The sequence below is a fragment of the Mesorhizobium sp. M5C.F.Cr.IN.023.01.1.1 genome, from assembly GCF_003997585.1.
GTDB lineage: Bacteria > Pseudomonadota > Alphaproteobacteria > Rhizobiales > Rhizobiaceae > Mesorhizobium > Mesorhizobium wenxiniae.
Window position 1 is genome coordinate 1 of sequence record NZ_RZSU01000207.1, and the last position, 3,785, is coordinate 3,785.

Below are 3,785 nucleotides of genomic sequence, written 5' to 3' on the forward strand. Positions count from 1 at the left end.
ATGCAGCCTCCAACATGCAATCGACGCTTTTTTAGATTGTCAGGGTGGAACCCGATCTGGCGACAATCGTTCGGGTCGGCAACAAAGCGCTGTACCATCAAAATCGGGGAGAACAATGCGGGAAAGGCAAGGCTTCACCGATAAGGAAAGACACGACAGACAGGAGCGCACGTCGGATGCTGCACGGGCCTTGACCGACATTGAGCGCGTCGCACGAGATGCAAAGACGGCTCGGTTGCGGGAGCAGCGACTTAAGGTCGAAGCCGCTCCTGCTGCTGCATTGGCATCGAAGCCGAAGATGAACCGAAAAGGCAAGAAAGCCTACTAGGCACGCTGCACCAGATTTGCTCCGTCAGCGGCATAGAGTCCTCGAAGCGCAGCGGAAGGCGATCGGATTGCCCGGTCGGCCCGCGTCCTTTCCTCCGTGGGGTACGGGCTTTCCTTGTGTCACGACTTTGCCGGTGGCGTCTGGCGCTTCTTCAGGATCCGTGCCTCGCGCACCAATGATGCGCGATCGGTCCCAATCATTTCAATGAGATCGCTTGCCTGCGACACCGTCATACCGGTCTCCTCCGGCGAGGCCTTTCGCCTGAGCCTCCTTCAGTTGCTCGCGGTTGGGCTTGCCGTCTCCCATGTCGAATTTCCTTTCACGCGCAAATATGTCGGCTCGGCCTTCATCAATCCGAGCCGGGCGAGCCGCGAACGGCTCTGGAAGCGCGTCCAGGAGCACGCCGGGCCGCCACCGAAAGGCATGAAGCGTCCGGCCACTCAATGGGTCAAGCCGGGGCTGATTGGCCGCGTGAAGCATCTGCGTGGCGAGGAAGACCTGCGGCATGCCTCGCTGCAGGATTTCCGGGAAGAGAGCGAGTGGTAAAAGCCTGACGTTTGGTACCCAAGGGAAATGCCGCTTTCGACCCGTTGACGACCTTGGTCGTTGCAACTTGAACGTCCAAAATGAGGTCGGGAACCTAACCTTCAGCGCAAGAGCATTCGGGAGTGCTCTCGTGTGGATCATTCACCACATTTGGTGTCCGGTCACATCGAGGCCGCCCACGTTCAAGACGTTGAACACCGCAGGACGCGCTTATCTGGCAGACAATCGGTTTCGCTGTGTCGTCCCCTGGCACCGATGAGACGACCCACTGTTTACCGCCGCGCTCAAGACGGCTCGCGAAACGGGCGACCCGCAGATGCTTTTTTCGTGTTATGATGGGTTTGCAAAGCGCGTAATCTCGACCTCGGCAATATGGCAGGGGCCGAAAGCTATTTTGCCCTGGTGCAGGAAAGTTTTGCGCCCGCCCAGCACGGGCTCAACCCCAAAGAGCATGTCGTGCTGCGTTTTCTTGACTGATCCGGGGCGCGGAGGTTGTCCATGTCCACGAGTAGTGTCGACCGCCCGCTGCAGCCGGGCAACCGGGCACCGAATATTGTGCTCGACGCGATCTCGCACGAAGGCAAGATCGCGCTCGACGATTTTCGAGGCCGTAGCCCGTTACTGGTCGGTTTGTTTCGAGGCCTGCACTGTCCATTCTGCCGGCGCCATGTCGCGACGATGGCGCAGCTCAGTCCGACCCTGAAGGAGAAAGGCATAGAATGTCTCGCAGTGGTCAAGACGCCGGTCGAACGTGCGCGGCTCTACTTCCGGTACCATCCGCTACCCGATCTTCTTAGCGCATCCGACCCAGAGGGCGCTTCACACCGCGCCTTCGGTTTACCCATCCTCGAGCTCACGGAGAATGAAACCGAATGGCCGCACAAGCTCGGAATGGACGCGCTCATGACAATGCGGATCGATCTGCCGGGGGAGTTGCCCGAGCCGATGAACCCGGCTGCGGCGGGCGACTTTCTTGAGAAAAAGGATGGGTACGAAATTACGGAGGCCGACCAGCAGATTATGATTGCCGGTCACATGCCGCTTATCGGCGAGTTCTTGCTCGATCGGGAAGGCGTTGTGCGCTGGAGCTTCACGGAAGCTGGAAGGGAAGGCCGAAATGTCTGCCGGGCTCCAAATCCCAACGAACTGATGTCAGCCGCTTCCCAAGTTGCACATTAATAGGCTGGTGAAAACTCGCTCGACGATCACCGTCCTGTGTGATTCTGTGGGTTTGAAGCATCACAGAGATGCTCAGGCGCGGAGGGCTAAGGTCTGCCCTTAGGCTTCGTAGTGATTTCGATTCGACGGCCCGCGAGCCGAACGCTGGAGTTTTGGCGCCAGCCTAGGGCCGGCCCCAACACGATCTCGGGCTGAGGGCGACGCTCTGATATCGCGGGTCTCCGATCCAAGATTGACCGGAATCGTTGACGACGAGCTCAGTCAAGGGCCGCCTTGCGGCCTGAATGACCGAGCCGCAGGGCTCGTGCTATACTTCAGATTATGCTTTATCCGCGCACGGGCTGCTCATGTCGGGCTACTACGGCACAGAGATCCAGCAACGCCTGCAAGCGCAGGCTGAAGCGAGCACCGGCTTCATCAATGCGACGGCTGGCGCTTGCCAGACCGGGCGCACGATGGGCTGTGACGATCTGGATCGGCTCGGATGGGATCGCATCAATGGGTTCCTGGACCGCGATGGCATCTGCGGCTTCCGCCTGATCCCCGCCGACAAGGCGGAGGGCCTCAGGTCGCGTCTGGAACGGAACTTTCGCTTCGATACCTGGGACGTATTCCTTGCGGACCGGGTAAGCGCGCTGGCTGCCGCCGAGGCGATCGTGTCCAGAGGCTTGCCGGATAGTTTGACCGACCTGGAAAAGCCGACCCGGCCGGAGGATGAATACACCGCTCGCATTCAGACGGTCATGGGAGCGGCCGGTGTGGCGCCGTTCTCCGGCTCGCTTCTGGTTGGAGCACTTGGCCCGGCGACGACCGTGGCAGTCGGTGACGGCAATGGAACGATCGTGGCGGCAGCACATGGCTATCTCCCGCACAATGCCCAGAGCCCTTATCATCGATACGCCTGGGGCGGGTTGGTTGCCGTGGCGGAATCACAACGAGGCAAACGCCTCGGCAACTACATCAACGCCCGCATGATCGTCAGCGTGTTCCGCGACCTCGCCGCGACACACGTCTATGAACTCGTATCGACTTCGAATGTACCATCCCGACGCATGGTTGCCTCATGCGGCCTTCATCATGCCCAGGGCCTGGTCTGCGGGATAGCGTCTCCCCACGACAGCGCACGCTTCACCCGGTAAGAGCTTCGGATACCCCTGCCGACAGACCCGGTAGCGCCTTGACGTCCGGGGTCCGATTATAGAAGCGATCGTCACCCGTATGGGCGGAAGCCGCTTCGGGCAGCCGCCGAAGGTATGCCCGATATCAACCGCCGCCGCCTTCTGCTTGGCCTCGCGGCTACTTCAACCGCCGCTGCCGCTGCGGCGGCCTTGGCTGCCGCTTCAACGATCATCGACGCGACCGCAGCACCGTCTGTCGCTGACGCGATCCCAGTTACGCGGACGAAAACCAGTCTCGATGCAATGCTGCTGGAGCTCAAGGGCGCGAAACCGAAGCGGGTGCAGGTCGATCCGGAGCCCGAGCCCGAGGCGGATCGAGTATGGCGTGCGAGGTACTGGGGCAATCTTAGCGTGAGCGACGATGAGCTTGAGCGGAGGTACGGCGCGCCAACATGGGCGGTGTTGTGCTACCCGACGCATGCCGAGTGGATCGAAGACGATGCGCGGCTGACCAGACTGGCGCAGGATGGGCGATTGGCGAGTCCTACGGCGCGTCAGGACGCGCGGGAGCCGCATCCCGGTCCATAAGACCAGCCAAGGGCGAGATCGCGTCC

At 61.0% G+C, this 3,785-nt stretch carries 5 protein-coding genes; all 5 read left to right on the plus strand.

The window, feature by feature from the left end:
* Positions 1-328: hypothetical protein (locus EOA78_RS36670; protein ID WP_206533565.1), on the plus strand; the 328-nt coding region annotated here is incomplete at its 5' end.
* Positions 329-532: 204 nt separating this feature from the next.
* Entirely contained in the window at positions 533-874 is a 342-nt protein-coding gene (locus tag EOA78_RS35145; RefSeq protein ID WP_245478002.1) for a hypothetical protein, read from the plus strand.
* 498 nt (positions 875-1,372) lie between these two features.
* Positions 1,373-2,053: a peroxiredoxin-like family protein gene (locus tag EOA78_RS35150; RefSeq protein ID WP_127320280.1), complete on the plus strand. Its 681-nt coding sequence runs from the start codon at positions 1,373-1,375 to the stop codon at positions 2,051-2,053.
* A gap of 347 nt (positions 2,054-2,400) precedes the next feature.
* The gene (locus tag EOA78_RS35155; protein WP_127320276.1) at positions 2,401-3,192 is read left to right on the plus strand and encodes a GNAT family N-acetyltransferase; all 792 of its coding nucleotides are present in this window, start codon (positions 2,401-2,403) and stop codon (positions 3,190-3,192) included.
* Positions 3,193-3,306: 114 nt separating this feature from the next.
* Complete coding sequence (locus tag EOA78_RS35160) at positions 3,307-3,759, plus strand: hypothetical protein (protein ID WP_127320278.1); 453 nt, start codon at positions 3,307-3,309, stop codon at positions 3,757-3,759.
* The last annotated feature ends 26 nt before the right edge of the window (positions 3,760-3,785 follow it).

Coding starts and splice junctions, on each gene's coding strand:
- EOA78_RS35145 (WP_245478002.1), top strand. CDS start 533: ATGAGATCGCTTGCCTGCGACACCGTCATACCGGTCTCCTCCGGCGAG.
- EOA78_RS35150 (WP_127320280.1), top strand. CDS start 1,373: ATGTCCACGAGTAGTGTCGACCGCCCGCTGCAGCCGGGCAACCGGGCA.
- EOA78_RS35155 (WP_127320276.1), top strand. CDS start 2,401: ATGTCGGGCTACTACGGCACAGAGATCCAGCAACGCCTGCAAGCGCAG.
- EOA78_RS35160 (WP_127320278.1), top strand. CDS start 3,307: ATGCCCGATATCAACCGCCGCCGCCTTCTGCTTGGCCTCGCGGCTACT.